The sequence below is a fragment of the Amycolatopsis sp. ATCC 39116 genome, from assembly GCF_000231075.2.
In the GTDB taxonomy this organism is placed as follows: domain Bacteria; phylum Actinomycetota; class Actinomycetes; order Mycobacteriales; family Pseudonocardiaceae; genus Amycolatopsis_E; species Amycolatopsis_E tucumanensis.
This window is the reverse complement of sequence record NZ_AFWY03000004.1, coordinates 244,395-270,421: the sequence shown is the minus strand read 5'-3', so window position 1 is coordinate 270,421 and position 26,027 is coordinate 244,395. Positions and strand designations below refer to the sequence as shown.

The 26,027-nt window shown below is 70.7% G+C and carries 25 protein-coding genes; 12 read left to right on the top strand and 13 right to left on the bottom strand.

The features are described 5' to 3' along the window. Positions 1-8: 8 nt before the first annotated feature. Together AMY39116_RS0307485 and AMY39116_RS0307480 are read right to left on the bottom strand one after the other, a co-directional pair. Positions 9-506 (bottom strand): carbonic anhydrase, encoded by a 498-nt coding sequence (locus AMY39116_RS0307485; protein WP_020417066.1) that lies wholly within the window; start codon positions 504-506, stop codon positions 9-11. 68 nt (positions 507-574) lie between these two features. Then, positions 575-1,675 carry a LacI family DNA-binding transcriptional regulator gene (locus AMY39116_RS0307480; protein ID WP_027935726.1) on the bottom strand — a complete coding sequence of 367 codons (1,101 nt, stop codon included), beginning with the start codon at positions 1,673-1,675 and terminating at the stop codon, positions 575-577. Between the two features lie 196 nt (positions 1,676-1,871). Here AMY39116_RS0307480 and AMY39116_RS0307475 point away from each other — a divergent pair, with 196 nt between their 5' ends. From AMY39116_RS0307475 to AMY39116_RS0307465, 3 genes are read left to right on the top strand one after another with little or no spacing between them, the layout of a single operon-like run. Then, positions 1,872-2,765 (top strand): metal ABC transporter solute-binding protein, Zn/Mn family, encoded by an 894-nt coding sequence (locus AMY39116_RS0307475; protein ID WP_020417064.1) that lies wholly within the window; start codon positions 1,872-1,874, stop codon positions 2,763-2,765. After that, on the top strand, positions 2,762-3,556 hold the full coding sequence (locus AMY39116_RS0307470; RefSeq protein WP_020417063.1) for a metal ABC transporter ATP-binding protein: 795 nt from the start codon (positions 2,762-2,764) through the stop codon (positions 3,554-3,556). Before AMY39116_RS0307475 ends, AMY39116_RS0307470 begins: the two co-directional genes overlap by 4 nt. 22 nt (positions 3,557-3,578) lie before the next feature. After that, entirely contained in the window at positions 3,579-4,457 is an 879-nt protein-coding gene (locus AMY39116_RS0307465) for a metal ABC transporter permease (RefSeq protein ID WP_020417062.1), read from the top strand. Here AMY39116_RS0307465 and AMY39116_RS0307460 read toward each other — a convergent pair. The 3 genes from AMY39116_RS0307460 to AMY39116_RS0307450 are packed head-to-tail and all read right to left on the bottom strand — an operon-like array spanning position 4,417 to position 8,238. Beyond that, the gene (locus AMY39116_RS0307460; RefSeq protein ID WP_020417061.1) at positions 4,417-5,733 is read right to left on the bottom strand and encodes a hypothetical protein; all 1,317 of its coding nucleotides are present in this window, start codon (positions 5,731-5,733) and stop codon (positions 4,417-4,419) included. The genes AMY39116_RS0307465 and AMY39116_RS0307460 overlap by 41 nt on opposite strands. A 15-nt stretch (positions 5,734-5,748) precedes the next feature. Further along, positions 5,749-6,972 carry a DUF445 family protein gene (locus tag AMY39116_RS0307455; protein WP_020417060.1) on the bottom strand — a complete coding sequence of 408 codons (1,224 nt, stop codon included), beginning with the start codon at positions 6,970-6,972 and terminating at the stop codon, positions 5,749-5,751. A gap of 33 nt (positions 6,973-7,005) precedes the next feature. Next, on the bottom strand, positions 7,006-8,238 hold the full coding sequence (locus tag AMY39116_RS0307450; RefSeq protein ID WP_020417059.1) for a DUF445 domain-containing protein: 1,233 nt from the start codon (positions 8,236-8,238) through the stop codon (positions 7,006-7,008). A gap of 135 nt (positions 8,239-8,373) precedes the next feature. Here AMY39116_RS0307450 and AMY39116_RS0307445 point away from each other — a divergent pair, with 135 nt between their 5' ends. After that, the gene (locus AMY39116_RS0307445; protein WP_235716078.1) at positions 8,374-9,432 is read left to right on the top strand and encodes a hypothetical protein; all 1,059 of its coding nucleotides are present in this window, start codon (positions 8,374-8,376) and stop codon (positions 9,430-9,432) included. Between the two features lie 989 nt (positions 9,433-10,421). On the opposite strand, the gene AMY39116_RS0307440 is transcribed toward AMY39116_RS0307445, so the two are convergent. The 4 genes from AMY39116_RS0307440 to AMY39116_RS0307425 form a co-directional block, all read right to left on the bottom strand. Further along, on the bottom strand, positions 10,422-11,825 hold the full coding sequence (locus AMY39116_RS0307440; protein WP_020417057.1) for an FGGY-family carbohydrate kinase: 1,404 nt from the start codon (positions 11,823-11,825) through the stop codon (positions 10,422-10,424). Continuing rightward, positions 11,822-13,153, bottom strand: a complete 1,332-nt coding sequence (locus AMY39116_RS0307435) for an MFS transporter (RefSeq protein WP_027935724.1) — start codon at positions 13,151-13,153, stop codon at positions 11,822-11,824. Before AMY39116_RS0307435 ends, AMY39116_RS0307440 begins: the two co-directional genes overlap by 4 nt. A gap of 73 nt (positions 13,154-13,226) precedes the next feature. Further along, entirely contained in the window at positions 13,227-14,015 is a 789-nt protein-coding gene (locus tag AMY39116_RS0307430; RefSeq protein WP_020417055.1) for a DeoR/GlpR family DNA-binding transcription regulator, read from the bottom strand. Positions 14,016-14,024: 9 nt separating this feature from the next. Then, positions 14,025-14,630 (bottom strand): histidine phosphatase family protein, encoded by a 606-nt coding sequence (locus AMY39116_RS0307425; RefSeq protein WP_020417054.1) that lies wholly within the window; start codon positions 14,628-14,630, stop codon positions 14,025-14,027. Positions 14,631-14,698: 68 nt separating this feature from the next. On the opposite strand from AMY39116_RS0307425, the gene AMY39116_RS0307420 reads away from it, so the two are divergent. The 7 genes from AMY39116_RS0307420 to AMY39116_RS0307390 are packed head-to-tail and all read left to right on the top strand — an operon-like array spanning position 14,699 to position 21,206. Continuing rightward, on the top strand, positions 14,699-15,376 hold the full coding sequence (locus AMY39116_RS0307420) for an HAD family phosphatase (protein WP_020417053.1): 678 nt from the start codon (positions 14,699-14,701) through the stop codon (positions 15,374-15,376). Beyond that, entirely contained in the window at positions 15,373-17,061 is a 1,689-nt protein-coding gene (dhaL, locus tag AMY39116_RS0307415; RefSeq protein WP_020417052.1) for a dihydroxyacetone kinase subunit DhaL, read from the top strand. Before AMY39116_RS0307420 ends, dhaL begins: the two co-directional genes overlap by 4 nt. Further along, positions 17,061-17,525 carry a ribose-5-phosphate isomerase gene (locus tag AMY39116_RS0307410; RefSeq protein WP_017985389.1) on the top strand — a complete coding sequence of 155 codons (465 nt, stop codon included), beginning with the start codon at positions 17,061-17,063 and terminating at the stop codon, positions 17,523-17,525. The genes dhaL and AMY39116_RS0307410 overlap by 1 nt, the downstream gene beginning before the upstream one ends. A gap of 28 nt (positions 17,526-17,553) precedes the next feature. Then, positions 17,554-18,585 (top strand): 2-hydroxyacid dehydrogenase, encoded by a 1,032-nt coding sequence (locus AMY39116_RS0307405; protein ID WP_020417051.1) that lies wholly within the window; start codon positions 17,554-17,556, stop codon positions 18,583-18,585. Next, positions 18,582-20,030 (top strand): FGGY-family carbohydrate kinase, encoded by a 1,449-nt coding sequence (locus tag AMY39116_RS0307400; RefSeq protein ID WP_020417050.1) that lies wholly within the window; start codon positions 18,582-18,584, stop codon positions 20,028-20,030. Before AMY39116_RS0307405 ends, AMY39116_RS0307400 begins: the two co-directional genes overlap by 4 nt. Beyond that, entirely contained in the window at positions 20,027-20,677 is a 651-nt protein-coding gene (locus tag AMY39116_RS0307395) for a class II aldolase/adducin family protein (RefSeq protein WP_020417049.1), read from the top strand. Before AMY39116_RS0307400 ends, AMY39116_RS0307395 begins: the two co-directional genes overlap by 4 nt. Positions 20,678-20,702: 25 nt before the next feature. Beyond that, positions 20,703-21,206 carry a GNAT family N-acetyltransferase gene (locus AMY39116_RS0307390; RefSeq protein WP_020417048.1) on the top strand — a complete coding sequence of 168 codons (504 nt, stop codon included), beginning with the start codon at positions 20,703-20,705 and terminating at the stop codon, positions 21,204-21,206. Here AMY39116_RS0307390 and AMY39116_RS0307385 read toward each other — a convergent pair. Next, positions 21,203-21,508 carry a hypothetical protein gene (locus AMY39116_RS0307385; RefSeq protein WP_051123489.1) on the bottom strand — a complete coding sequence of 102 codons (306 nt, stop codon included), beginning with the start codon at positions 21,506-21,508 and terminating at the stop codon, positions 21,203-21,205. The two genes, AMY39116_RS0307390 and AMY39116_RS0307385, sit on opposite strands and share 4 nt — an antisense overlap. A 156-nt stretch (positions 21,509-21,664) precedes the next feature. Here AMY39116_RS0307385 and AMY39116_RS42365 point away from each other — a divergent pair, with 156 nt between their 5' ends. Further along, the gene (locus AMY39116_RS42365; RefSeq protein WP_020417046.1) at positions 21,665-22,081 is read left to right on the top strand and encodes a hypothetical protein; all 417 of its coding nucleotides are present in this window, start codon (positions 21,665-21,667) and stop codon (positions 22,079-22,081) included. On the opposite strand, the gene AMY39116_RS0307375 is transcribed toward AMY39116_RS42365, so the two are convergent. The 3 genes from AMY39116_RS0307375 to cysS all read right to left on the bottom strand — a co-directional run bounded on the left by AMY39116_RS0307375 (position 22,069) and on the right by cysS (position 26,017). Further along, on the bottom strand, positions 22,069-23,502 hold the full coding sequence (locus AMY39116_RS0307375; RefSeq protein ID WP_020417045.1) for an MBOAT family protein: 1,434 nt from the start codon (positions 23,500-23,502) through the stop codon (positions 22,069-22,071). The two genes, AMY39116_RS42365 and AMY39116_RS0307375, sit on opposite strands and share 13 nt — an antisense overlap. A 166-nt stretch (positions 23,503-23,668) precedes the next feature. Beyond that, positions 23,669-24,625 (bottom strand): 23S rRNA (guanosine(2251)-2'-O)-methyltransferase RlmB, encoded by a 957-nt coding sequence (gene rlmB, locus AMY39116_RS0307370; RefSeq protein ID WP_020417044.1) that lies wholly within the window; start codon positions 24,623-24,625, stop codon positions 23,669-23,671. After that, the gene (gene cysS, locus AMY39116_RS0307365; RefSeq protein ID WP_027935722.1) at positions 24,626-26,017 is read right to left on the bottom strand and encodes a cysteine--tRNA ligase; all 1,392 of its coding nucleotides are present in this window, start codon (positions 26,015-26,017) and stop codon (positions 24,626-24,628) included. Positions 26,018-26,027: the final 10 nt, after the last annotated feature.

Genomic DNA, 26,027 nt, shown 5'->3' with positions numbered 1-26,027 from the left:
GGCCCAGGTTAGTTGTCCAGGACCTCGGTGACCTTGCCGGTGTGCACGTCGTAGACGAACCCGCGCACCTTGTCCGTGTGCGGCAGGTAGCGGCTGGTCCGCACGCGCCGCATCGAGCGGCGCACGCTGTCCTCCACGTCGCGGAACGCCTCGACCGCCCACGTCGGACGGACACCGCCGGCTTCCTCCAGCTCGTCCTTGAACCCGTCTTCGGTGACGGTCGAGACACCGCAGGTGGTGTGCTGCATGATCAGCACCTCTTCGGTGCCCAGCTTGCGCTGCGACAGCGCGAGCGAGCGGATCACGTCGTCGGTCACCACACCGCCGGCGTTGCGCAGGATGTGCGCCTCACCCTGGATCAGGCCGAAGATCTCGAACACCCTGATCCGGGCGTCCATGCAGGTCAGAATCGCGATCTTCATCGACGGGCTGGCCGTGGAACGGTCGCCGAGCACGGGGTCGGTGAGTTCGCTGTTGCGCTGCAGCAGGGTGTCGATCGCGGTCAAGAATGCCTCCCGGGAGATTGTCCGGATTTCATTCCACCGGACCCATCAGCACCCCGCAATGAGAGAGATCACGGCCCGAACCAGTGCTGCTCCATCGTGCGCGGCGGCGCGGACGTCGTGCCGATCCGCAGCTGCGTGTTGAGCGTGATGATCCGCGGCTTGACGTGGTCGCCGGAGGACAGCAGCAGCTTTCCCGCCGCGCGGCCCTTCTCCAGCACCGGCTGGTGCACCGTGGTCAGGCCGGCGCGCTCCGCCTCGGCGATGCCGTCGAACCCGGTCACCGTGAGGTCCGCGGGCACCCGCAGGCCGCGCCGGTTCGCCTCCGCCAGCGCGCCGAGCGCGAGGATGTCCGAAGTGCAGATCAGGGCGGTCACCTGCGGGTGGGCGTCGAGCAGGTGGCGGGCCGCGGCGGCGCCGTCGTCCACGGTGTGCTCGAAGCGCTCCACGACCGGCACCGTCGACCAGTCGACCCCGACCTTCGCGAACGCCTTCGCCAGCGCCTCCAGCCGGGCGCGCTGCACGTGGAAGTGCGCGCTCTGCTGCCGGTCCAGGTAGGCGAACCCGTCGTTGCGGTCGCGCGCGAGCCGCATGCACAGCACGCCGACCTGCCGGTGGCCGAGCTGGATGATGTGCTCGGCGAGCGCGGTGACCGCCGTCGTGTCGTCGGGGCCGACTCGGTCGACGCCCTCGATGCGCGGCTGGTCGATGATCACCGTCGGCACCGGGCGGGCCAGCACGGCGCCCAGGTGCGGGTCGTCGTCCGGCACCGAGTAGACGACGAAACCGTCGACACCGGCGCGGTGCACCGCGGCCACGTCGTCCCGGCCGGGGCTGGCCGGCACCAGGTGCAGCCCGACGCCGGCGTCCTCGCAGGCCAGCGCGAGGCCTTCGAGCACGCCGATCGCCGCCGGGTCGCGGAAGGCGTAGGACAGGTTCTCGGTGAGCAGCAGGCCGACGGCGCCCGCCTTGCGGGTGCGCAGCGACCGCGCCACCGGGTCGGGGCCGGGGTAGCCGAGGCGGCGGGCGGTCTCCAGCACCCGCTTGCGCAGTTCCGGCGACAGCTGGTCCGGGCGGTTGTAGGCGTTGGACACGGTGGTCCGAGACACGCCGAGCTCCGCGGCGAGCGACGCCAACGTCGCCTGTCGCCTCATGCGCATAGGACGCCCCATGGGGGAACCGTAACGGTTCAGAACGGAGTCGTGAAGTCGAACGCCGTCCGTGCGGCGTGCGCCACTGCGCAACGTGACGTTCAGGCGGGGGTAACCGAGGCGGTGAGATCGTCACCCGTTCAGGTAAGGTGAACTCGAAAACCGTTTCCAATAGTTCTGACCATGCGTCCCACCTCGTACTTCAGGAGTGCTCGCGATGAGTTTCCCCCGCCTGATCGGTCTCGCGTCCGCCGCGACGGCCCTCGTACTCGGCCTCACCGCCTGTGGTGGGACTAACACCGCGAGCGACACCGGGGACAAGATCAACGTCGTCGCCTCAACGAACGTGTGGGGCAGCGTGCTGTCCGCGGTCGGCGGCGACCAGGTGGCGGTCACCTCGATCATCGACGACCCGAGCGCCGACCCGCACTCCTACGAGACCACGCCCGAGGACGCCATCGCCGCGCAGAACGCGCAGCTGACCCTCGCCAACGGCGGCGGCTACGACGACTTCTTCGGCAAGCTCGCCGACCAGGCCGCGAACGCCCGCAAGCTCAACGCGTACGACATCGGCGCGACCGGCGACGAGAACGAGCACGTCTGGTACAGCTTCACCACCGTCGCCAAGGTGGCCGACCAGGTCGCCGCGCAGCTCGGCCAGATCAAGCCGGACGCCGCGCAGACCTTCACCACCAACGCCACCAACTTCAAGGCCCAGCTGGACCAGCTCACCAGCAAGGCAGGGCAGATCGGCGCCGGCCACCCGGACACCAAGGTCCTGGTCACCGAGCCCGTCGCGCACTACCTCATCCAGGCCGCCGGGGTCACCGACGCCACCCCGGAGGAGTTCTCCGAGGCCGTCGAGGAGGAGACCGACGTCCCGCCCGCGGCGCTGGCCGAGTTCAACTCGCTCATCACCGGCAAGCAGGTCAAGGCCCTGATCAACAACGAGCAGACCACCACCCCGGTCACCGAGCAGGTCGTCGGCGAGGCGAACCGCGCCGGCATCCCCGTGGTGGGCGTGACCGAGACGCTGCCCGCCGGGACGACGGACTACATTGCCTGGATGACCAGCGAAGTCGACGATCTGGCGAAGGCCTTGAACTCTTGAGCCCTGCTGTAGAGATCTCCGGCGCGACCCTCGCGTTCGGTGCGCGCACGCTCTGGTCCGGTCTGGACCTCTCGGTCGAGCCCGGCGAGTTCGTCGCCGTGCTCGGCCCGAACGGGTCGGGCAAGACCAGCCTGCTGAAGGTGCTGCTCGGTCTGCAGCACCTGTCGCGCGGCAGCGTGCGCATCAACAGCGATCACCCGGTCGGGTACGTCCCGCAGCAGCGGGCGATGTCCGAAGCGCTCACGCTGCGCGGGGTCGACCTGGTGGGGCTGGGGCTCGACGGCCACCGGTGGGGCACCGGGCTGCGTGGACTCGCCGAGCGGCGGCGGCGGGTGTCCACCGCCGTCGCCGCGGTCGGCGCCCAGTCCTACGCCAAGCAGCCGGTCGGCAAGCTCTCCGGCGGTGAACAGCAGCGGCTGCGGGTCGCGCAGGCGCTGGTCGGCGAGCCGGACGTGCTGCTGTGCGACGAGCCGTTGCTGTCGCTGGACCTCGCGCACCAGCGCGCGGTGAGCGAGCTGATCGACGCCCGCCGCCGCGAAGCCGGCACCGCGGTGCTGTTCGTGACCCACGAGATCAACCCGATCCTGCCCTATGTGGACCGGGTGCTGTACCTGGTCGACGGCCGGTTCCGGATCGGCCCGCCGGAGGTCGTGATGACCTCCGAGACGCTGTCCGAGCTGTACCGCGCCCGGGTGGAGGTGGTCCGCGTCGGCGGCCAGATCCACGTGGCCGGCGCGCGCAGCGCGGTCTGCGAGGACGAACCCCACCACCTGGACGAGCGCGTTTCGTGAGCACCGAAGGTTCCCGCTGAACATGGACAAGTTCTTCGACTTCGGTCTGACGGCGCAGCTGCTCGGGCTGCCGTTCGTGCAGACCGCCCTGCTCGCCGCGGCCGTGCTCGGGCTGGTCGCCGGTGTGCTCGGACCGCTGATCGTGACCCGCCGGATGTCGTTCGCCGTGCACGGCACCGCCGAACTCGCCTTCACCGGCGCGGCCGGCGCGCTGCTGCTCGGCGTCGGCGTCGAGTTCGGGGCGCTGGCCGGCGCGGTGATCGCCGCGCTGCTGCTCGGCCTGCTCGGCGGCCGGGAGTCCGATCGCGACTCGGTGATCGGCGCGATCCTGTCCTTCGGGCTCGGCCTCGGCGTGCTGTTCCTGTGGTTCTACCCGGGCCGCGCGGCCAACAAGTTCGGCATCCTGGTCGGCCAGATCGTGTCGATCGAGACGACCAACCTGATCGTGCTGGTCATCGCCGCGCTGGTGGTGCTGGCGGTGCTGGCCCTCATCTACCGGCCGCTGCTGTTCGCCAGCGTCGACCCGCACGTCGCGGCCGCGCGCGGGGTCCCGGCGCGCACGCTGTCCGTCGTGTTCGCGGTGCTGGTCGGCGTCGCGACCGCGCTCGGCGTGCAGATCGTCGGGGCGCTGCTGGTCGTGGCGATGATGGTGACCCCGGCCGCCGCGGCCGCGCGGCTGACCGCGAGCCCGTGGAAGGCCACCGTGCTGGCCGTCGTGTTCGCCGAGACGGCCGCGCTGGGCGGGATCGTCCTGTCACTCGCGCCGGGCGCGCCGGTGAGCGCGTTCGTCACCGCCATCGCGTTCACGATCTACCTGGTGTGCCGGCTGGTCGCCTACCTGCGTGACCGGGCGGCCCGCGTCACCGAGGACTCGCCTGCAGTTGCGCCTGCAGCGCCGTGAGGAACTCGTCGGTCAGGAACGGCAGCTGACCGCTGGACACGCTGCGCTCCACGGTCTCCAGCACGATCACGTCCGAGTTCGCGAACATCCCGATCGCCTGGTCCCGGCTCGTCTTCGGGGTGAAGTAGGCGAGCATCGTCAGGTTCGCGAACCCGGCCGCCAGGTAGCGCGACGACGCCTTGGTGAACGAGTCGCCGTAGAACAGGGTCTTCTCGTTCACCGTCGAGGACATCGGCGAGGCGAACCGGTAGGACGGGGTTTCGATGTCGGCGATGGTCTGCCCGGCCCGGTCGACGATGCCGTCCGGGCGCAGGTCGTAGAGCACGTTCGTCTTGTCGGCCTTCTTGCCCAGCAGCGGCGGCAGGTCCGCGGCGACCGTGTAGGTGCCGATCTGCTTGCTCTGCCAGGTCGCGGTGACCCCGGGCTGCACGGCCTCGGCGACCGCGCGGGTCATCACCAGTGAGCCCTCGTCGGTCCAGTGCGTGTCGTTGGACGGGTAGACGGGACGGTTGACGCGCCGCGCCTCCTGGGTCAGGGCGGGCCGCAGGTCCACCGCGCCGGCCGCGTCGATCTGCTGCCAGGTCGGCGCCTCCGCGGCCCGGTGGCACTCCCGGCCGGGGTAGCTGGACGGCAGGTTCTCCGGGACCATCGTGGACTTGTCCGGCGCCACCACCCAGACGAACTTGCGCCCGGACGCCTCGATGATCGTGCGCAGCCGGTTCATCCGCTCCAGCGTGTCGGACAGCATCCGGACCGGGGAGCACTTGGCCTCGGCGTCGTAGCCGAAGTACAGCCAGCCGTCGCGGCCCTCGATGACCTGCCGGTAGCCCGCCTGGTCGAGCGGGCCGGAGGTGGTGGGCTGGTCGTCCGTGCCCTGCGTCTGGGTCGGCGGCGGGCTGCCGGGCAGGGGACCGGTTTCAGTGGTGCCTGCCTGGTCGCGCGGTGGGGTCTCGCCGAAGAACGTGCGGCTGATCCAGTCCGCGGCGTCGATCGCCGCGCTGCGGAAGGTGAGCTGGTCGGTGGCCCAGCCGGGCAGGCTGGTGAAGAACGCCCAGCCGTCGCCGATGCTGGGGAAGCTCGCCAGGTGCCGGTTCTCGATCTCGGCGGGGCGCGCGCCGAACACCCACAGCAGCGCCGGGGTCGTGAAGAACACGATCGCGCTGATCAACGCGGTGAGCTGACGGCCGCCGTGCCGGGGCCGGTGCAGGGAGTGCTCGCGGGGAAGCCACGCCTCGTGCACCGCGGGGAGCTGCTGCGGTTCGTGCGCCACGCGCACACGTTAACCGTTCACCTAGTGAAGCATCAGCAAAACCTGCAACTCACCGACGACGAACCCGATCACACCGCCCACCGCGATCAGCTTCCACTCCTCCTGGCGGAACGCCGGGCGGAGCAGGTTCTCGTACTCCTCGGGCGTCAGCGCGAGCATCCGCCGCTCCACCATGTTCGCCAGGTCCATCGCCTCGACCAGGTACGGCTCGGCGTGCCGGAGCAGGTACGGCATCTGCGCGAGCGACCCGGCCGCCGCGGTCGCGGTCATCTCACGCAGCCGCTCGCCGCCGACGGTCGCGGACACCAGCGGCCGGATCAGGCCGACCTGCTCGTCGACGGCCCTGGCCACCACGCGCCGCACGAGCGCGGCGAGCCGGTCGGCGCGCGGGCCGGTCAGCAGCTCGTCGAGGAGGTTGGGGACGGTCAGCACCTCGCGGGCGATGATCTCACCGTACTGGCGGGCCACCTCGGCCTTGCGGCGCTGGAACTTGCCCTGCAGCGTGATCGGCCCGATCTTCACCGGGCGGCGCGGCAGGAAGATCATCTTGATCGCGAGCCAGTCGGTGAACAGGCCGATGGCGCCGCCGAACACCGGCAGCACCCACGGGTTCTTCGTCAGCGCCCACACCACCGCCTGCACGATGCCGAGGACGAATCCGAAGTAGATCCCGCAGCGGGCGATGAACGCCATTTCCGGCCGGGACGTCTCGCGGATCAGGCGCACCAGCAGGGCGCGGTCGCGGGTGAGCCGCTCGACGGTCATGTGCTTGACGTCGAGCACTCCGTCGAGGTTGGCGCGGACCTCGTCCAGCAGCTCGCGAACCAGCTTCGGCGAGCCGGCCTGCAGCTGCTTGACGATCAGGTCCTGCGCCATCGGCGGCAGCGACTCCCACAGCCGCGGGTGGTGCTTGGCCATCACGTCGCGGGCCAGGTCGTCGATCGCCCGCAGCAGCGGCTGCTCGATCTCCCGCACCAGCCGGTCCGGCTGGATGCGGCCGATCACCTCGCCGAGGTCGATCAGGTTCGCGGTGAGCAGGTCGGTGGCGATGGCCGCCATCCGGCCGCCGTGCTTGGGCACCACGCCCTGCCAGCCGAAGATCGGGCGGATGCCGACGAACTCCAGCGGGCGGAACATCATTTCGATGGCGACGCGCTTGGTGACGTAACCGATGAGGGCGGCGATGAACGGGATCGCGGTGTAGAGCGGCCAGTGCTGCGCGAAGTCGGCCAGCACCCCGTCCATCCGGCCACCCCCTCGGAAATCCTGGCCGCGAGATTAGTGGAGGAGCAGGATCGCCTGGAGCTCGCCCACGAGCCCGCCGATGATCGCACCGACGGCGATCAACTTCCACTCGTCCTGCCGGAACGCGGGCCGCAGCAGCTCCTCGAACTCCATCGGCGACAGCTGCCGCATCCGGTCGACGATCGTGTTCCGCACGTCCAGGGCGTTGACCGCGTACTCCTCGGCGTACCGGATGGTGTCCGGCACCCGCTCCGCCGCCTTGAGCGCCGCGGCCTGCTTCATCTCCTGCCACTTGCGCGTGCCCACCGCGGCCGCGACGAGCGGTTTCACGACGCCGGCCTGCGCGTCGATGGTGCGCTGCACCTCGCGGCCGATCAGGTGGAACAGCCGGTCGGCCTTCGGGCCCTTGAGGATGGCTTCCAGCAGGTTCGGGATGGTGATGATCTCGCGGGCGATCATGTCGCCGTAGTCGGCGGCCACCTGGTCGCGGCGTTTCTGGAACACGCCCTGCCAGGTGTAGAGGCCGAAGAACTCGCGCGGCTCCCGCGGCAGGAAGATCATCTTCAGGGCGAGCCAGTCGGTGAACCAGCCGATGCCAAGGCCGAACAGCGGCATCACGATCGGCGACTTGGTCAGCGCCCACACGAGCAGCTGGACGCACCCGAGGGCGAAGCCGAACACCAGCCCGGAATTCGCGATGAACCGCATCTCAGGTCGTGAGATGTCCCGGATGAGCCGGTTGAGCAGGCTCTTGTCGCGGACCAGGTTGGTGATGACCATGTTCTTGAGGTCGAGGACGTCCTCGATGTTGTCCGACAGCTCCCGCATGATCTTCGCGATCACCTTGGGCGCTTCGGCCTGGATGCGGCGCAGCAGCAGTTCCTTCGCGCCGCTGGGCAGTGCCTCCCACAGGCGTGGCTGGTACTGCTCCATGACCTCTTCGGTGATCTCCTCGACCACCTGCAGGAGCGGTTGTTCGATCTCCTTGGCGAGCTGGTCCGGGTCGAGCCTGGCGAAGATCTCCTTCGGGTCGACCAGGTTGTTCGTGAGCATGTCGGTGGCGGTGGCCGCCATGCGCTCGGCGTTGGCGGGCAGCACGCCCTGCCAGCCGAGGAACGGCCGGATCCCGACGAACTCGATCGGCCGGAACATCATCTCGATCGCCACGCGCTTGGTCACGTAGCCGATGAGCGCGGCGATGAACGGCATCGAGACGTAGAGCGGCCAGTGTTCGGCCAGGTCGGCCACGATCTCCTGCAGTTGCACCGGCCCCTCCTCGCGAGTTCCGCCGAACCGTATCCCAGCCGTTTGGAGGGAGGCGCGGACCGGATTCAGTTGATCTTCGATAATGTGTCACCCGAAAGTATGGAAACCCAGGTCCAATAGCACTAAGGTGCCCGCATGCCTCCTGCCGAGTCCCAAGATCCCATCGCCGGTAATCCCCTGTTCCCGCTCGTGTTCCGCGGCTACGACCGGCCGCCGGTGGACGAGAAGTTCGCCCAGCTGAACGCCGAGCTCAAGGAGACGGCCGTCTCCCGTGACGAGGCCCTCTCGTCGGTCGCCGAGCTGACCCGTGCCCTGTCCTACGCCCAGCAGGAGCTGAGCGAGGCCAAGCAGGCGCTGTCGCGGATGGCGAGCGACCCGTCGAGCGCCGCGACGATGACCGAGCGCGTCCGCACGATGATGACGCTCGCCGAAGAGGAGATCGCCGAGCTCAAGAACCGCGCCGAAGCGCAGGCCGACGACATCCGCGCCGCGGCCGACAAGTACGACCTGGACACCCGCAAGGCCGCCGACAAGATGGTCGCCGAGCGCGAGGCCGAGCTCGCCAAGCGGCGTGACGACCTCGAGCTGGAGTTCCAGGAGCGGCACACCGCGCTCACCACCGAGCACGAGAACCTCATGGAGCAGGCCCGCGCCGAGATCGCGCGCCTGAACGAGGAGGCCGCTGAGGAGCGCGCCCGCCTGGACGCCGAAGCCGCCGAAGCGCGTGCCAAGGCCGAGCAGGAGACCGGCGAGGCGCTCGCTCGCAAGACCGAAGAGGTCGAGACCGCGCTGGCCCGCAAGACCGAAGAGGTCGAGACGGCGCTGGCCCGGAAGACCCAGGAGGTCGAGGAGCGCCTGGCGAAGGACACCCGGGAGACCGAGGAGCGCCTGGCCAAGCTGGTCGCCGAGACCGAGGCGAAGATCGCCAAGGACACGGAGGAGACCGAGACCCGGCTGGCGAAGATCACCGCCGAGACGGAGTCGCGCCTGGCGAAGCAGACCTCCGAGGCGGAGACCCGGGCAAGCACCCTGGTCGCCGACGCGGAGCGCCAGCTGTCCGAGGCGCAGCACGCCCGCACCGAGGCGTTCGAGTTCCGCCGCGAGGTCACCGAGCGCCTCACGGCCACCCACTCGGCCCTGCAGGAAGCGCTGGAGACGCTCGTTCCCGCCGACGACCGGACGCCGGTCGCCTGACGGGGTTTTTTAGGAAGCGCCGGCGTGCTTTGCGCCGGCGCTTCTTTTTTGCACCAAACCCGGCTGGGTGGTCATCCCGTCGCCTGACACCGGCACGATCACCTTGAGCCAGGGCCGCAACCTCCGTGCTCACCGGCGGCCGAACATGCCAACCTTGCGGCCCTGGCTCAAGGTGATATGCACAAACCGGAAGGCGACGGGATGACCACCCAGCGGAACCACCTCGCCAAGGCGGGATGAGGCACCCAACCCCTGGTCATCCCGGAGCCTGCCCGTCCGGCGAGGACTCTTTTGATCTTTAAAGCCGCGCTGTCGCGCGGCGGGGAGTCCGCCCTGCGGGCGGAATGCGCCTCACGGCGCTCAAATGGTCACCTTCCGACCACCCCCGCCCCCGATGCCTGATTGTGTTTCAGTCGCCGAGCAGCCGTGTCAAGGCGGGAAAGCGTGCCTTGACACGGCTGGTCGGCGACTAAAGATCGGCTGTGGATCGGGGGCGGGGGAGGTCTGGTTGGGGTGGTCGGTGGCGTTGCGTTGCCGGCTTGCTTGTAAAACCAGATCCGGCCTCGGGCTTGTTTGCCAAACGAGATCCGGCGTGCGGCTTGCCCGTCAGACCAGGCCCGGTGTGCGGCTTGCCCGTCAGGCCAGATCCGGTGTGCGGCTTGCCTGCCAGACCAGGCCCGGTGTGCGGCATGCCTGCCAGGCCAGGCCTGGTCTCCGGCTTGCCCGTCAGACTAGGCCCGGCCACCGGCTTGCTTGCCAGACCAGGCCCGGCGTCCGGCTTGTCCGTCAGACCAGCCCTGGTCTCCGGCTTGCCCGTCAAGCCAGCCCCGGCCTCAGGCTTGCCCGCCAGACCAGCACGCTCGGGCTTGAGCAGCCCGGCTTTCGGTTTCCCTGTCGGAGCTGGCCCGGTTTCCGGTCTTGCCTATCAGCAGTTTCCGGATTCCTGTCAGAGCCGCCTCAGTCTTCCCACTCGCCAGAGCCAGCCGTCCTCAGTTCTGCCGCTGGAGCCAGCCCCGGTTCTGCAATTCCTCTTTGAACCGCCGGTAGTTCTCTTCCATCGGCTCTCGCTCCGCCGCGTCCGGCTCGATCACCGATGCTTCTTCGCCGATCATTTCCGCCGCCTCGGTCAGTCCCCCCGGCAATACCGCCGCGGCAGCCAGCATCGCCGCGCCGTAGCCGGTTTCGGCTTGGGGCGACACACGCAGTTCCATCCCACTTACCGTCGCTCGGATGCGGGTCCACAACGGACTCTTGCTGCCCCCGCCGGCGGCCACCAGTGGGCCGGTCACGGGCACTCCCAGCTCCCGCAGCCGCTCCAACGCCAGCCTCTCCACGAAGGCGACGCCTTCCAGACGAGCCCGGTGGAGCTCCACCTCGTCCTGCGGCTCGCCCAGTACGAAGCCCCGCGCGTCGGGCGTCACGAACGGGAAGCGCTCTCCCGGCCGCTTCAAGGGGTAGGCCACGACCTGCGCCGGGCCGCGCCGGGCTGCTGCCTCGTCCAGTTCGGCGAGGTTGGGCACACCGGCCACCGCCTCGCCGCCGGTGTTCGACGCTCCGCCGGGCAGCCACCAGCCGTCCGGGTGGCGGTGGCTGTACATCGCGCCGGACGGGTCTCGCACCAGGTGTTCGGTCACGCCCTTCAACACGTAGGTCGTGCCGAGGATCCCCGCGAAACGGCCCGGCGTCACGGCGCCCGTCGCCAGCTGGCCGGCGCAACCGTCGGTCATGCCGGCCACCACCAGGCAGCCCTCGGGCAGGCCGGCGACCGGGCGGGGCAACTCGCCGTGCACGGTCGTCGGCCGTACGACCTCGGGGAGCCAGTCCACCCCGAAGTCGAACACCTCGGCCGCCCACTCCTCGCGCAACGGGTCGTACCCGCTCTTCAGGGCATGCGAGGAGTCGGTCGCCACCGGACGGCCGAGGAGCTTCTCACCGATCAGGTCCGGCGTGTGCCGGACACCGGCGGCATCCGGGTAGGCGCGTCGCAGCCAGTTGATCCGGCCCAGCGCCGCCGTCGGCGACACGCTCATCCCCAGCTCGTGCCACCGCTGCGCGCCCACCTCCGCCGCCTTCGCGTTGTCGTCCGCGCCGCGCCGGTCGTCGTACATCAGCGCCGGGCCGAGCGGCTCACCCCGGCCGTCGACCGCGACGACCGTGCCCGAGGTGGCCGACACCGCGACCGCCCGCACCGGCTCGGCCACCTCCGCAGTCACCCGCCGCAGCACCGACTCGACCGCGGGCCACCACGCCCGCGCGTCCTGCTCGCTGCGGCCGGACTCGTCCCGGACCGGGGCGGGCAACGGCTCGGCAGCCGTCGCCCGCACCGAGCCGTCGCCGCCGACCGCGAAGGCACGCACCCCCGCGGTCGCGACGTCGACACCGACAACCGTCACGGGCGGACCGCCGTCACGTCCTGCAAGCTGACGTCCTCGTCGATGGCCTTCCGCGTCGCCTCCGGCAGCTTCAGGAACCGGGTGAGCACCGCCGCCACGATGTACAGCGCCGCGAAGATGATCACCACGCCTGCCGCGCCGGCCGGGCCGAGGAACAGCGACACGATCGCAGGCCCGACGAACGCCGCGGCACCGGCGCCCAGGTTCAGCAGCGCCATCGCGCCGCCCTTGTTCTCCGGCGCGAGCGAGGGCAGCAGCGCCGAGATCGGCACGAACCCGGCCAGCGTCGCCCCGTAGAGCGCACCCACGAGCAGAGCCACCCAGTAGTAGTCGGCGCCCAGCGAGGTCGGCACGAAGTACAGCAGCAGGATCGAGATGGCGCAGCCGATCGCGCCGAACCAGAAGATCGTCCGCTGCCAGCCGATCTTGTCCGAAGCCACGCCGAAGATCAGGTTGAAGAAGATGTTCGTGCCGTAGATGACCGACACCAGCAGCAGCCACCGGCCCTCGCCGAACCCGATCTGGTCGGCGAAGATCGTCGGGAAGAACACCAGCATGCCGAACTCCGGCGCGGTGTTGATGATCCGCACGATCATCCCGACGCCCACGCGCGGGTTCTTCCACGCGATCGACACGCTGGACACCAGGCTCTGCACCGGCTGGACGCCCTCCGGCGCGAGCCGCGTGAACCCGGTCCGCTCCCGCACCCCGAGCACGCACAGCAGACCGCCCGCGGCCAGGATGCCGACCGACAGCCACAGCGTGCCGTAGTGGCCGAGCACCGGGTTGGTGAAGCTCGCGACCAGCGAGCCGAGCGTGGGCAGGCCGCCGGTGAACGCGAAGTAGAACCAGCCGACCGCGGCGCCGAGCCGCGCGACGGGCGCCACCGCGGTGATCCACACCAGGAACCCGAACGCGAACATCGGGTACCCGAAGCCGCGGATGCCGTAGGTGATCAGCATCAGCGGGTAGTTCTCGCTGGGCACCGCCACGGCGAGGAACAGCACGTCGAACACGAGCCAGATCGCCAGGCCGATCCACATGACGCGGCGCGGCCCCCACAGCTCCGACAACGCGCCGGACAGCCAGGACGCGAGCATCACGGCCACGCCGTACGCGGTGATCACATAGGACGCGTGAATTTCGTCCCCGGCACCGTGGTCGGCCATGAACGGGGCGATGAACCCGGACTCCACGCCGTCGCCGACCATGAACAGCAACAAGCCGACGTACCCGAGGAACAACGGGGCCGGTAGCCCCCACCTGGCGAGAAGCCCCCCGAACCCCCTGTCCGGCTGGGACAACCTCGATGTTGCCGTCTGCGTCATCACGCCTCCATGAGTGTGCGGAACCCAAGTTATCATGGAGCACGTGAAATTAACACGCAAGGGTGTGATGCGATCAGACCTCGGCGACGAGCACGTTCGTCTGGTCCTCGTACTGGTCGAGCAGGTAGGCGGACACGGCTGAGTCGACCACGAGGTGGTGGAAGTCCTCGATCTCGGCCAGGCGGTGCAGCGCGGTGCGCGGCATCTTGCTGGAGTCCATGAGCAGCACCCGGATCTCCGCGCTGGCCAGCATCGCCCGCTTGACCATGACGATCTCGGGCTCCTGGTGGAATGTCATCTCCGCGTTCATCGCCGAGGTCGACACGAACGTGAGGTCCACGGTGAGCCGCTCGACGGCCTCCAGGCAGGGCATGCCGAGGAACGAGTCGTGGGTCGCGGAGTAGTCGCCGCCGAGCCCGATCAGGCGCACGTCGTCGACCTGCTTGAGCACCTCGATGATCCGCAGGTAGTTCGTCGCCACGGTGAGCGGCGTGACCTGGTGCAGCAGCTTGGCCAGGGCGAGCGCGGTGGTCGAGTCGTCGAGCAGGATCGACATCCCCGGTTCGACCAGCGACAACGCCTTCTCGGCGATCGCGGCCTTCGCCTCGACATGGGCGTTGAGCCGGTACTCGGTGTTGCTCTCGAACACCGTCGACGGCTGCGCCGAGACCCCGCCGCGGTACTTGCGCAGCAGGCCGCGCCGGGCCAGTTCGTCCAGGTCGCGGTGCACCGTCATCACGCTCACGCCGGTCAGCTCGGCCAGCTCCGCTGCGGAGGCCTGGCCCTTCTTCACGACGTAGTCGGTGATGCGCTGCTGCCGGATGTTACGGGAGCGCGCGCTCCCGCTGGACTTGTCTTCCACGGGACAAGGCTAGGACGTGGGCAGGTTGAAGTGCCGCAGGCTCGTCGCGTCGCCGTCGATCCCGATCTCGGTGATGGCCGCGTTCTCCAGGCGCGGGAACACGCGGCGGTAGTCGCGGACCGGGATGCCGAGCAGCTCGCACAGCGTGACCCGGATCAGCGTGTTGTGCGCGACGACCAGCACCCGCCCGCCGTCCTCGCGCTTCGCGATGGTGCGCAGCGCCGTCGCGCCCCGCCGCGCGGCGTCGGCCGTCGGCTCGGCCCCGGGGAACGCGCCGGCCACCGGATCCGCCCGGAACGCGGCCACGACCTGCGGATCCAGCTCGGACAGCACCTTGCCCTCGGCGATCCCGAAGTGCACCTCGCGCAGCTCGTCGAGCACGACGGGCTCGAGGCCGAGCGCCCGCGCGGACGGCTCGGCGGTGACCCGCGCCCGCCCCTGGGGCGACCGGTAGAGCGCGGTGACCGGCTCGCCGGCGCCGGCCAGGTACGCCGCCAGTCCCTCGGCCTGCCTGCGGCCCCGCTCGGTGAGGCCCACCTCGCTGGTGCCGGCGTAGCGGTTCTCCGCGTGCCATTCGGTCTCGCCGTGGCGGACCAGCAGCAACCGCGTTCCCATCGGACCTCCCGTGACAAATCTCGGCAGCGGTGTTAATTTAACACCAACGGCGTGAAAGGGGTTGTTGCATGGGTTTCGCCGCGGTGGTGTTCGACCTCGACGGTGTCCTGGTCGAGAGTGAACACCTCTGGGAGGAGAACTGGGTCGCCTACGCGGCGGCCCACGGTGTCGAGTGGACGGCCGCCGACACCGCCACCGTCCAGGGCATGAGCGCGCCCGAGTGGGCCGCGTACCTGGCGGAGCGCAGTGGCACCCCGGAGACCCCGGAGCAGGTCGAGAAGGCCGTGGTCGACGGGATGATCCGGTCGATCGCCAACGGTGAGGCCCCGCTGCTGGACGGCGCCGACGCGATGGTGCGCGACGTCGCGGCCCGCGTCCCGGTCGCGCTCGCGTCCTCGGCCGCGCGCCGGGTGATCGACGCGGTGCTGGAGACCCACGGGCTGACGGGGGAGTTCTCGGCGACCGTGTCCAGCGCCGAGGTGCCGCGCGGCAAGCCCAGCCCGGACGTCTACGCCGAGGCCGCGTCCCGGCTCGGCTTCCGAGGCGAGGAGTGCCTGGGGGTCGAGGACTCCAGCAACGGCATCCGGGCCGCCGCGGCCGCGGGGCTGACCGTCATCGCCCTGCCCAACCCGACCTACCCGCCGAAGCCGGACGCGCTGGAGCTGGCCGCGCAGGTCGCGGAGTCCAACCACGACGTCCGGAAGCTGCTGCTCGCCTACCTCGCCGGGGAGCTGGTGCGCTCATGACCACGCTCGGAACGGCCGCGACGTTCAAGCGCGACTGGCTGGACGGCTTCGTCACCGCGTACGGGCGCGAGGTGCGCAAGGTGCCGGGCGCGTACGGCGTGCTCGGCCGGAACGTGCCGCGGCGGGGCAAGGTCGCCGTGGTGATCGGCGGCGGCTGCGGCCACTACCCGGCTTTCGCCGGGCTGGTCGGGCCCGGCCTCGCCGACGCGGCGGTGGTCGGTGACGTGTTCACCAGCCCGAGCGCCGAGCAGGTCTACCGCACGGCCCGCGCCGCCGAGGGTGGCGCGGGGGTGCTCTTCGCCTACGGCAACTACGCCGGTGACGTCCTGCACTTCGGCCTCGCCGCGCGCCGCCTGGCCGCGGAGGGCATCGAGAGCCGCACCATCCTGGTCACCGACGACATCGCGAGCGGGCAGGCCGACGCGCCGGAGAAGCGCCGCGGGGTGGCCGGCGACTTCATCGTCTTCAAGGTCGCAGGCGCCGCGGCCGAGCGGGGTGACGATCTCGACGCGGTGCACGCGGCGGCGGTCAAGGCCAACGCGCACACCCGCACCTTCGGCGTCGCCTTCGGCGGCTGCACGCTGCCGGGCGCCGACCAGCCGCTGTTCACCGTCGGCGAGTCCGAGATGGAGCTGGGCCTCGGCATCCACGGCGAGCCGGGGGTGCGGACCGTCGGCCGCCTCGGCGCGGCGGAGCTGGCCGACGAGCTGGTCGACGGCCTGCTGCCCGAGCTGCCGCGGGGCGACGGCCGGGTCGCGGTGCTGGTCAACGGCCTCGGCCGGACCAAGTACGAAGAGATGTTCGTGACCTACACCCGGATCCACGAGCGGCTGACCGGCGCCGGGCTGACCCCGGTGCACACGGAGGTCGGCGAGTTCGTCACCTCGCTGGACATGGCCGGGGTCTCGCTGTCGGTGCTGGTGCTGGACGACGAGCTGGCCGAGCTGTACGGCGCGCCCTGTGACACCCCGGGCTACCGCAGCGGCGGGGCGGTCCTGGAGCCGGTCGAGCTCTCGTCCACTGTGGACAAGCAGCTGGCCCGGCCGGAGGGTGAGGGCGTCGAGGTCGTCGACCGCCTGCTGACCGCGGCCATGCGCCGCATCGAGGACAACGAGTCCGAGCTGGGCCGCCTGGACGCGGTCGCCGCCGACGGTGACCACGGCCTCGGCATGACCCGCGGCATGCGGGCCGCGGTTTCGGCCGCCCGCGGGGCCGCCGGGTCCTCGGTGGCCGACACGCTGCTGGCCGCCGGCACCGCGCTCGCCGACGCCGCCGGTGGCGCGTCCGGCGCCCTGTACGGCGTGCTGCTGGCCGAGACCGGCGCCGGACTGCGGGTCGACGAGATCACCACCACGGTGGTCGCGGACGCGGTCGACGGCGCGGTGCGCGCGTTCACCGAGCTGGGCAAGGCCGAGCTGGGCGAGAAGACCATGCTCGACGCGATCGAGCCGTTCCGGCAGGCGCTGCGCAAGCAGGCCGAGGCCGGCGCCGCGCTGCCGGACGCGTGGCGCGAGGCCGCGCAGGCGGCCGCGCTCGCCGCCGAGGAGACCGCGAACCTGGTGCCCGCCAAGGGACGCGCGGCCCGGCTGGCGCAGCGCAGCAAGGGGCACGCCGATCCCGGCGCGACCTCGTTCGCCCTGATCGTCACGGCGATCGGGGAAGCTCTGGGCAAGGAGGGGAACTGATGCGGGTCGTGGTGGCCGCGGACAACGCAGGCGTGCTGCTGAAGAACGAGGTGCGGGACCTGCTGGCGAAGGACGAGCGGGTCACCGAGGTGATCGACCTGGGCGTGGACAGCCCGGACGACGACCGCGCGTACCCGATCTTCGGCCTGGCGGCGGCGGAGAAGATCGCCAACGGCGAGGCCGACCGCGGCGTCCTGGTCTGCGGCACCGGCATCGGGGTGGCGATCTCGGCCAACAAGGTGCCGGGGGTGCGTGCGACGGTCGCGCACGATTCATACTCGGCCGAGCGGTCGGTGAAGTCGAACAACTGCCAGATCATCACCTTCGGCGCCAGGGTCATCGGGGCCGAGCTGGCGAAGAAGATCGTCACCGAGTGGCTGGGGTACACGTTCGACCCGGGGTCGCCGAGCGCGGCCAAGGTCGCTCACATCACCGAATACGAACAGGTCCACGCGGCCGGCTGAGGCCCGGCGGTTCAAGGAGGAGCCAGAAGTGCGCGTTCTCTGCGCGGGAGACGAGTTCGTCGGCAACAACCTGCTTGCCGACGCGGTCCGGGCCGAGCTGGCCACCGAGCCCGAGTTCACCGAGCTGTCGCTGCCCTGGCCGGTCGAGCCGTTCGGCCCGGTCGGCGGGGTGCACGAGGCGAGCGGCACCGAGGAGCAGGTCATCGAGGCGCTGGCCGGGGCCGAGGTCGCGGTCACCCAGATGGCGCCGTTCACCAAGAAGGTCTTCGCCGCCGCGCCCGAGCTGAAGCTCGTGTCGGTGTGCCGGGGCGGGCCGGTGAACGTCGACCTCGCCGCCGCCACCGAGGCCGGCGTGGCGGTCACCTACGCGCCGGGCCGCAACGCGACCGCCGCCGCCGAGTTCGCGATCGGCATGATCCTCGCCGCCATGCGCCGCATCTCGACGTCGTCGGCCGAGCTGCTCGGCGGCACCTGGCGCGGTGACTACTACGCCTACCCGAACGCCGGGCTCGAGCTGGAGGGCACCACAGTCGGCCTGGTCGGCTACGGCGCGATCGGCTCTCGGGTGGCCAAGGTGCTCGTCGCGTTCGGGTCGAAGGTCCTGGTCGCCGACCCGTACGCGAAGCCGGAGCAGATCGCGGCGGACGGGGCCGAGCTGGTCGAACTGGACGACCTGCTCCGCCGCAGCGCGGTGGTCAGCCTGCACGCTCGCCTGACCGACGAGACGCGCCACCTGATCAACGCCGAGCGCCTTGCCCTGCTGCCCGAGGGCGCGGTGCTGGTCAACTCCGCCCGCGGTGGCCTGCTGGACTACGCGCCGCTGCCGGACCTGCTGAAGTCCGGGCGGCTGGGCGCGCTCGCGCTGGACGTCTACGACGTCGAGCCGCCGCCCGCCGACTGGGCCCTGCGGGACGCGCCGAACGTGATCGCGACGCCGCACCTGGCGGGTGCCAGCCGCCAGACCGCCGAGCGCGCCGCGCGGATCGTCGCCGCCGAGGTGGGCCGGTACGCCCGTGGGGAGCAGCTGGCGAACGTCGCGAACCCGGAAGTGCTGCGATGATCATCGGCGTCGACATCGGTACTTCACTGACGAAGGCCGTCGTGTTCGACGAGGCCGGGGTGTCGCTGCACCAGGCCTGCACGCCGTCGGAGGTGCACCACCTGTCCGGCGGCCGGGTCGAGCAGGACCTCGACCAGGTCGTCGGCACGGTCGCGACCGTCGTGCGCGAGGTCGCGGCGAAGCTGGACGCCCCGGTCACCGCGCTGGCGCTGACCGGCCAGGGCGACGGTGTGTGGCTCCGCGACGAGGACGGCAACGCGGTGCGGCCGGCCATTTCCTGGCTCGACGGCCGGGCCAACGCGCTGCTCGCCAAGTGGCAGGCCGACGGTGTGTCGCGGGAGGTGTTCCGGCGCACGGGTTCGGGCATGTTCCCCGGCTGCGCGGCCGCGATCCTGTCCTACCTGGACACCCACGAACCCGAGGTGCTGGACCGGGCCGCGGTGGCCGGGTACTGCGTCGACGCCGTGGTGCAGCGGCTGACCGGTGAGATCACGGTCGACGTGTCCGACGCATCCCTGCCGTTCCTCGACCCGAAGACCCGCCGCTACGACGAGGGCGCGATCGCCGCCGTCGGACTGTCCCACCGGCGGAACCTGCTGGCCGAACCGGCGGCGCCGAAGGCCGTGTTCAGCCTGAACCGCCGCGGCGCCGAACTTCTCGGGCTGCCCGAGGGGCTGCCGGTCACCGCCGGCCCGTTCGACCTGCCTGCCAGCGCCATCGGCGCCGGCGTTCGCGCGCCGGGGGACGGCATCCTCACCGCGGGCACCACGCTGGCCTGCCAGGTGCTCACCGACAACGCCGAGTTCGACGGCGAGGGCGAGCCGGCCGGGATGTTCCTGTCCACGCCGACCCCCGGCGAGTACCTGCACGCGATGCCGGCGATGGTCGGCACCGCGAGCATCGACTGGATCTGCCGTCTGCTGGGCATCGAGGTCACCGAGATCGGGACGTTGCTCGCGCAGAGCCCGCCCGGTGCCGCCGGGGTGCGGGCGCTGCCGTTCCTGTCCGCGTCCGGTGAGCGGGCGCCGTTCGTCGACGCGTCCGCGCGGGCGCAGTTCGCCGGGCTGAGCCTGGAGCACGGGCGGGCGGACGTGGTGCGTGCGCTGTGCGAGTCGATCGCGTACGCGGCACGGCACTGCTTCGACGCGGCCGGGTTGTCCGGCCGGCTGTACGCGTGCGGCGGCGGGGTGCGCTCCGCCGAGTGGACGCAGATCTTCGCCGACGTGCTCGGCCGCCCTATCGTGATCCCGAGCGATCCGGGTGTCGGGGCGCGGGGTGCCGTCCTGGTCGCGGCCGAGGCGCTGAACCAGCCGTTCGACGCGGAGCTGTGGGCGAGCAGTTCGCGGACCGTGTCGCCGGTACCCGAAAATGTCGAGTTCTACCAGAGCGGTTACGCGGACTACCAGGCGTCGCTGACCGCCGCGCGGGGGTTGTGGCGACTGTGATCCTGGCCGACGAACGGCGAGCGGTGTGCGAGTACGCGCGGCGGTTGACCGCCGATGGGCTCGTGGTGGGCACCTCCGGCAACATCTCCGCCCGCTCGGGCGAGCTGATCGCCGTGACGCCGACCGGGGTGGACTACGGCGTGCTGACGCCTGAGGACATCCCGGTGGTGGCGCTCGACGGGTCCATTGTGGAGGGCGAGCTGCGGCCCACGAGCGAGATGCCGATGCACCTGTCGGTGTACACGAAGGCGGCCGACCCGGACGGCGCGCCGATCACCGGCATCGTGCACACGCACTCGGTGCACGCGACCGCGGTGTCCACTTTGGTCGACGAAGTGCCCGCGGTGCACTACATGCTGGCCACGATCGGCCCGTCCGCGCGGGTGGCCCGCTACGCGACGTACGGCACGGAGGAGCTGGCCGAGTCGATGCTCGCCGCGCTGGAGGGCCGCCGGGGCTGCCTGCTGGGCAACCACGGAACCATCACGTACGGCGACGGTCTTGCGGCGGCGTACAGCCGGGCCGAGCAGCTGGAGTGGCTCTGCCAGGTGTGGCTGCTCGCCCGTTCGGCGGGCAACCCACGGCTGCTGCCGGACGAGGAGATCGCCCACGTGGTGGAGAAACTGCGGGGGTACGGCCAGAAATAGGTCGCGCGAGCCGGGAGCGGTCGGCATGCTGGGCGGGGTGGAGGAGATCGTCACCCATCTCGAGATGACCAGCCCGGCCGACCTGCGCCCGGCGCCGCCCGTGCCGGGGGTCGCGGTGGAGCCCGTCCCCGCCGACTCCCCGCTGGTGCGCCCGACGACGGTGCGGATCGGCAAGCCGTACAACTGGCCGAGCTCCCGCTGGTCCGATGACGACTGGGAGTGGTACCTGTCCCGCGAGGGGCGCTACTGCGTGCTGATCCGCCACCTGGGCGAGGTCGCGGGCCTGGCGGACTACCAGTCCCACGGCGACGGCGAAGTGGAGATCACTACTTTCGGCCTGGTCCCGGAGTACGTGGGCAAGGGCATTGGCGGCTACGCGCTGACCCTGGCGGTCGAGCAGGCGTGGCAACTCACGCCGGACGTCCGCCGCGTGTGGCTGCACACCTCGGACCTCGACCACCCGCACGCCCTGCCGAACTACCATCGCCGAGGCTTCCGCACGTTCCGCACCGCCCGCGGACAGCGCTAACCGTCCTCCCGCCCCGGCAGTGGCTCACCGCGGAGGAAGGCCTCGTAGGCTTCGCGGGCGTCCTCTTCGACCTCCGGAAGCTCGGGGCCGTAGCGGGTGTCCGTCCGGTCGCGTTTCGGGCCGGAGAGCCAGAACAACTCGTCCGTCTCGACGTCGACGAAGTTCGCGCTCGGCAGCCCGGTCCAGCGGCGCAGCGTCCGGCCGTGGAAGTAGGCCGTCTGCCACGTCCGGGAAAACCGCACCCACCCGATCCACGACGGACCACGATCGGTGTCGAAGCCGGTCTTCAGCTGAACGAACATGATCCGCTCCGGCACGGCATCCCCTCACCCCGGTGATACTGGGAAACGTAGCGTCGAGCAGGCGAAACAGCCACCGGTTAAGTCGCGGGCAGCGTCAGAGCCAGACAAGGAGCCGGCCGATGTTCCAGAACTTCGGACTGAAACCCGCCGTCCGCGGTGGCGCTGGTGCTGGGGGCCGGTGCAAGGCGCAGGCGACGGGAGTTCCTGGACTTCGTGATCGATGACCGGCCCCTGCTGTCGCTCTTCGACGACGAGGACGTGGTTTCGGCGCTCGCCACTGATCTTCCGCCGCGTGCCCTGAGCGGAGAGGTGGACCGTCTGCTGCTCCGCGGCCCGTCCAGCCTTCCGGACGGACGGCAGGTGCTCTACTGCTGCCCGAAGTGCGGCGATCTCGGCTGCGGAGCCATCACCGCGATGATCACCCAGCAGGACGACTGCATCATCTGGCGCGACTTCCGCTGGCAGGACTCACAAGACCAGGAGCTCGAAAGCTACCCGGGCGTCGGCCCTTTCCGGTTCAGCGCGGACGAGTACCGGAACGCCCTGGAGCGCGCTGCCACTCAGAACTGGTAGTACAGGAACGGGCTGAAAGTCCCGTTCGCGACCAGGATCGCGGCGTACAACGCGCCTGCCGTCATCACGCCGATCCGCAAGCCGACGGCGCCGCGGGTTCGGGCGGACTCCAGCAGCGGCCCGGTGACCGGGTTGGCAGGCAGCGCGAAGATCGCCAGCGCGGCGATCAGGATGACCACCCGCTGGTTGGTCAGCGCCGCCTCGACGACGTCCGTCAGGCCGTCGAAATCGGGGACCAGCATGTGCCCGATCATGGTGAACGCGTGCCCGATGTCGGCCGACTTGAAGAACACCCAGCCGAACACCACGAGCACCAGCGTCAGCACCCGGCGGCCCACCCGTGCGGCCACCGCGGCCGGGGTGCGGTCCCAGCCGAACCGCCGCTCGATGATCAGCAGCAGCCCGTGGTAACAACCCCACACCAGGAACGTCCAGTTCGCGCCGTGCCAGAAGCCGGTCAGCACGAACACGATGCACAGGTTCCGGTACGTCTTCGCGGCGCCGGCGCGGTTGCCGCCGAGCGGGATGTACACGTAGTCGCGGAACCAGCGGCTCAGCGACATGTGCCAGCGCCGCCAGAACTCGGTCACCGTCACCGACGAGTACGGCCGCGCGAAGTTCTCCGGCAGCCGGAACCCGAGCATCCGGCCCAGCCCGATCGCCATGTCCGAGTAGCCGGAGAAGTCGAAGTACAGCTGCAGCGTGTACCCGACCGCGCCGAGCCACGCGATCGCGAACGTCATCTCGTCGCCGGGCGTCGCGAAGCACGCTTCCACCATCGGGCTCAGCGAGTCCGCGATGATCGCCTTCTTGCACAGGCCCAGCGCGAACCGCGGGAAGCCCGCGGCGATGTCGTCCAACCGGTGCGACCGGTGCTGCGGCAACTGGTCCGCGATCTCCCGGTACCGCACGATCGGCCCCGCCACCAGCTGCGGGAACATCGCGATGTAGGTCACGAACGACACCGGGTTCCGCAGCGCCCGCCGCTCACCCCGGTAGATGTCGACCACGTACGAGATGTGGTGGAACGTGAAGAACGAAATGCCGATCGGCAACGCCAGGTGCGCCACCGGGAACGAGCCGTCGAAGAGCTGGGTGAAGTAGTCGATCTGCTGTGTGGCGAACCCGGCGTACTTCCAGACCACCAGGATGCCGACGTCGAAGCAGATGACCGCGATCAGCAGCGACCGCTTCCGGCTCGACCGCGGCTCCCACGGGTTCGGTTCCAGCGCGGTGCCTGCCGCGAAGTTGACCACCATGCACGCCAGGAGCAGCAGGGTGAACGCGCCCGCGCCACTGGCGTAGAAGATCAGGCTGGCGACCGCGATGATGCCGTTCCGCCAGCTCCTCGGCAGCACCAGCACGGCGAGCAACGTCGCCGGGAGGAAGTACCAGAGGAACAGCGGTGAAGCGAACGACATCGACCTGGGGTCCCCCTGTGCAAGCGGATCAGCGCACTGACCTTAGCCGACCCGGTTGGCCCGAAGGAGTGAAACTCACCGCTTCAGCAGCGGGTGTGTGAAGTTCCCCGCTGCCCGCCACAAAAAGAAGCGGCGCCGGAGACCGGCGCCGCTCGAACAGCCACGATCAGATGCGGCCCGCCACCCGACGCCGCCGCGCGACCTCCGCCAGCAGCACCGCCGCCGCGACGGACGCGTTCAGCGACTCCACCCCGGCGGCCATCGGGATCGACACCGTCTCGTCGCAGGTCTCGCGCACCAGGCGGGACAGGCCACGCCCCTCGGAGCCCACCACGACCACCAGCGGATCCGTCGCCAGCGACAGGTCGTCGATCCCGACCGAGCCGTCCGCGTCCAGGCCCGCGATCATCAGGCCCTCCTCCGCCCACAGCTTCAGCTGCCGGGTCAGGTTGGTCGCGATCGCGATCGGCATCTTCGCCGCGGTGCCGGCGCTCGTCCGCCACGCCACGGCCGTGACGCCCGCGCTGCGACGCTGCGGCAGCAGCACCCCGTGTGCCCCGAACGCCGCCGCCGAACGCACCACCGCACCCAGGTTCCGCGGGTCGGTCACGCCGTCGAGCGCCACCAGCAGCGGCGGCTCACCCGAGTTCTTCGCGATCGCCAGCAGGTCGTCCGGGTGGCTGTACTCGAACGGCGGCACCTGCAGCCCGAGCCCCTGGTGCACCGCGCGGTTGGTCTTGCGGTCCAGCTCCTCGCGCGGGATCTCCAGGATCGAGATGCCCTTGTCCGCCGCCAGCCGCACCGCTTCGGTGACCCGGTCGTCGGCGTCGATGTTCAGGGCCACGAACAGCGTGGTGCCCGGCACGCCCGCGCGCAGGGCCTCGACCACCGGGTTGCGGCCCGCGATGATCTCCGGCCCTTCGCGGCGGTCGCGGGACTTCTCGGCGCGCGCGGCAGCCGCCGCGGCACGCTTCTGCTTCGGGTGCCCGGGGCGCATCTCCGCGCGCGGCGTCGGGCCCTTGCCCTCCAGCCCGCGGCGGCGCTGACCGCCGGAGCCGACGACGGCGCCCTTCTTGGTGCCCTCTTTGCGAACCGCACCCCGGCGCTTGGAATTGCCTGCCATTTAAGCTTCTTTCACGGTCCACACCGGACCATCGGGAGTATCTTCGACCGCGATCCCCGCCTTGAGCAGGCGGTCGCGCACGGCGTCGGCCCTGGCGAAGTCACGCGTGGCGCGCGCCTCCTGGCGCTCCACGAGCATCGCCTCGACCAACTCGGCCAGTGCGGCCCTCGCCGGCGTCTCCGCCGCCGAGCTCTCCGCCCATTCCGGTGCCAGCGGGTCCAGCCCGAGCACACCCATCATCGCGCGCACCGAGCCCGCGGCCGCGCGCGCCTTGGCGTCATCGCCGGAGTCCAGTGCCGCATTACCCTCGCGGACCAGGTTGTGCACGGCCGCGACCGCCGCCGGCGTGGACAGGTCGTCGTCCATCGCGGCGACGAACTCGGGCGCCAGCTCACCCGGCTCGACCGTGCCCGTCCGCTGCGCCGCCCGGCGCAGGAAGCCCTCGATCCGCCGGTAGCCCTGGGCCGCCTCGGACAACGCGCCGTCGGAGTACTCGATGGTCGACCGGTAGTGCGGCTGCACCAAGTAGTACCGCAGCTCGGCGGCCCGGTAGTTGCGCAGCATCGCCTCGATCGACACCACGTTGCCCAGCGACTTCGACATCTTCTCGCCGGACAGCGTCACCCACGCGTTGTGCAGCCAGAACCGCGCGAACGGGTCACCCGCCGCCTGCGACTGGGCGCGCTCGTTCTCGTGGTGCGGGAACACCAGGTCGACGCCGCCGCCGTGGATGTCGAACTCGGCGCCCAGGTAGGTGGTCGCCATCGCGGAGCACTCCAGGTGCCAGCCCGGCCGCCCGTCGCCCCACGGGGTCGGCCACGACGGCTCGCCCGGCTTGGCGCTCTTCCACAGCGTGAAGTCCCGCGGGTCGCGCTTGCCCTCGGCCAGGGTCTCGCCCTGCTGCACCTCGTCCAGCTTCTGCCGGGACAGCGCGCCGTACTCGGGGAACGTGGACACGGCGAAGTACACGTCGCCGCCTGCCGCGTAGGCGTGCCCGGCGTCGATGAGGCGCTGCATCAGCTCCACCATCTGCGTGACGTGCCCGGTGGCGCGCGGCGCGATGGACGGCGGCAGGCAGCCGAGGACCGTGTAGGCCTCCTCGAACGCCCGTTCGTGCGTCGCCGCCCACTCCCACCACGGCCGTCCGGCGTCGGCGGCCTTGGTGAGGATCTTGTCGTCGATGTCCGTGACGTTCCGCACGAACAACACGTCCAGTCCACTGTGGATCAGCCAGCGGCGCAGGACGTCGTAGTTCAGGGCGCCGCGGACGTGCCCGATGTGCGGAATGCCCTGCACGGTGGCCCCACACACGTACATGGACGCCGTTCCGCTACGGGCGGGGTGGAACTCCCGCACGCTCCTGCTCGCGGTGTCGTACAGATGAAGGGCCACCCTGAAATGG

Excerpts from the sequence above, each read along its gene's own strand:
- AMY39116_RS0307480 (WP_027935726.1), bottom strand. The coding sequence starts at position 1,675 with ATGGGGCGTCCTATGCGCATGAGGCGACAGGCGACGTTGGCGTCGCTC.
- AMY39116_RS0307475 (WP_020417064.1), top strand. The coding sequence starts at position 1,872 with ATGAGTTTCCCCCGCCTGATCGGTCTCGCGTCCGCCGCGACGGCCCTC.
- AMY39116_RS0307465 (WP_020417062.1), top strand. The coding sequence starts at position 3,579 with ATGGACAAGTTCTTCGACTTCGGTCTGACGGCGCAGCTGCTCGGGCTG.
- AMY39116_RS0307455 (WP_020417060.1), bottom strand. The coding sequence starts at position 6,972 with ATGGACGGGGTGCTGGCCGACTTCGCGCAGCACTGGCCGCTCTACACC.
- AMY39116_RS0307445 (WP_235716078.1), top strand. The coding sequence starts at position 8,374 with ATGCCTCCTGCCGAGTCCCAAGATCCCATCGCCGGTAATCCCCTGTTC.
- AMY39116_RS0307435 (WP_027935724.1), bottom strand. The coding sequence starts at position 13,153 with ATGACGCAGACGGCAACATCGAGGTTGTCCCAGCCGGACAGGGGGTTC.
- AMY39116_RS0307425 (WP_020417054.1), bottom strand. The coding sequence starts at position 14,630 with ATGGGAACGCGGTTGCTGCTGGTCCGCCACGGCGAGACCGAATGGCAC.
- AMY39116_RS0307420 (WP_020417053.1), top strand. The coding sequence starts at position 14,699 with ATGGGTTTCGCCGCGGTGGTGTTCGACCTCGACGGTGTCCTGGTCGAG.
- dhaL (WP_020417052.1), top strand. The coding sequence starts at position 15,373 with ATGACCACGCTCGGAACGGCCGCGACGTTCAAGCGCGACTGGCTGGAC.
- AMY39116_RS0307410 (WP_017985389.1), top strand. The coding sequence starts at position 17,061 with ATGCGGGTCGTGGTGGCCGCGGACAACGCAGGCGTGCTGCTGAAGAAC.
- AMY39116_RS0307400 (WP_020417050.1), top strand. The coding sequence starts at position 18,582 with ATGATCATCGGCGTCGACATCGGTACTTCACTGACGAAGGCCGTCGTG.
- AMY39116_RS0307390 (WP_020417048.1), top strand. The coding sequence starts at position 20,703 with ATGCTGGGCGGGGTGGAGGAGATCGTCACCCATCTCGAGATGACCAGC.
- AMY39116_RS0307385 (WP_051123489.1), bottom strand. The coding sequence starts at position 21,508 with ATGTTCGTTCAGCTGAAGACCGGCTTCGACACCGATCGTGGTCCGTCG.
- AMY39116_RS0307375 (WP_020417045.1), bottom strand. The coding sequence starts at position 23,502 with ATGTCGTTCGCTTCACCGCTGTTCCTCTGGTACTTCCTCCCGGCGACG.
- rlmB (WP_020417044.1), bottom strand. The coding sequence starts at position 24,625 with ATGGCAGGCAATTCCAAGCGCCGGGGTGCGGTTCGCAAAGAGGGCACC.